2 protein-coding genes are annotated in these 1156 nt (G+C 72.0%); one reads left to right on the plus strand and one right to left on the minus strand.

Going from position 1 to position 1156, the window contains the following annotated elements:
• Window positions 1-128: 128 nt before the first annotated feature.
• Window positions 129-770, minus strand: coding sequence for a LysR family transcriptional regulator (locus tag GBZ26_RS29480; protein ID WP_247884960.1), 642 nt, complete (start codon window positions 768-770; stop codon window positions 129-131).
• Window positions 771-915: 145 nt separating this feature from the next.
• Here GBZ26_RS29480 and GBZ26_RS29485 point away from each other — a divergent pair, with 145 nt between their 5' ends.
• Complete coding sequence (locus tag GBZ26_RS29485; protein ID WP_174441816.1) at window positions 916-1074, plus strand: hypothetical protein; 159 nt, start codon at window positions 916-918, stop codon at window positions 1072-1074.
• The last annotated feature ends 82 nt before the right edge of the window (window positions 1075-1156 follow it).

The following is a 1156-nucleotide window of genomic DNA, read 5'->3' on the forward strand; positions in this document are numbered from 1 at the left end:
GCTGAAGCTGCTTCGCGATGATAAGTCATTTTTATAGAACGAAACTATATACACGACGTCAGCGTTAGTCTCTTCGCACCACAGAGCTGTATACTACACAGTCTCCGCTCTAGACTCCCTGCCGTTAGTCACGTGGCAGCTACGACACCCGCCCCGCCCCCCCCCCCCCCCCCCCCCCCCCGGCCCCCCCCCCCCCCCCCCCCACCCCCCCCCCCCCCCCCCCCCCCCCCCCCCCCCCCCCCCCCCCCCCCCCCCGGCGGCGGGGCCGGTTGCCTTGTCCCCCCCCCCCGCCCCAGCTCGCCGCTGCGGCTGTCGGGGTGGCGGGTGACGAGCGCGAGGTCGTAACGGCCCTTGTCGATCTCCGCCACCAGATCGGGGCTGTTGTCGCAGATCACCTCCACCGGCACGTCGGGGTAGGCGGCGGCGAAGCGGGCCAGCACGCCGGGCAGCAGCATGGTGGCGTAGTCGTCCGGCGTGCCGATGCGCACGCTGGCCACCGTGGCGGGCCGGCGCATCAGGGCCAGAACCTCGTCGTTCAGGGTCAGCATCCGCCGGGCGTAGGTCAGCAGAAGCTCGCCCTCCTGGGTCAGGTGGACGCTCTTGGTGTCGCGCTGGAAGACGCGGGCGCCCACCACCTCCTCCAGCCGGCGGACCTGCTGGCTGACGGCGGCCTGGGTGCGGCCCAGCGTGTCGCCGGCCCGGGTGAAGCTGCGCGCGTCGGCGACGGCGACGAAGGCGCGCAGGAGGTCGGTGTCGAGGTTGGCCGGCATGGTCACGCATTCAAGCAGAGGGGGCGCGCGGGTTCAACGCGCGGAAGGACCATCACGATCTGTGATGATCCTCATAAAGCCTATTCGTTTCCAAGATTTTTCGCGCGGGCGCAGGGTGCCCTCCGATCTTTGGGAGGGCGGAGCGATGGGCGTGTTCGAGGCGATGACGACGGTGGTGCTGGAGGCCGGACGGCTGGACCGCCGGGAGGAGCGCCGGATCGGCAAGGCGGCGGCGCCGCGGCGCTTCCGTCTGCCGCGGATGCCGGCCCTGCCGGTGCTGCTGCTGGCGATCCTGGTGGTGTGAAGGCGGAGTCAGAGAGTGGGCGTGCCGTCCGATGGCGCCGCGGCGGCCGGCGCCGGCTCGGGGGCGGGCGCCGCCACCGGGG

Source organism: Azospirillum formosense (assembly GCF_013340925.1).
GTDB classification, from domain to species: Bacteria; Pseudomonadota; Alphaproteobacteria; order Azospirillales; family Azospirillaceae; genus Azospirillum; species Azospirillum formosense.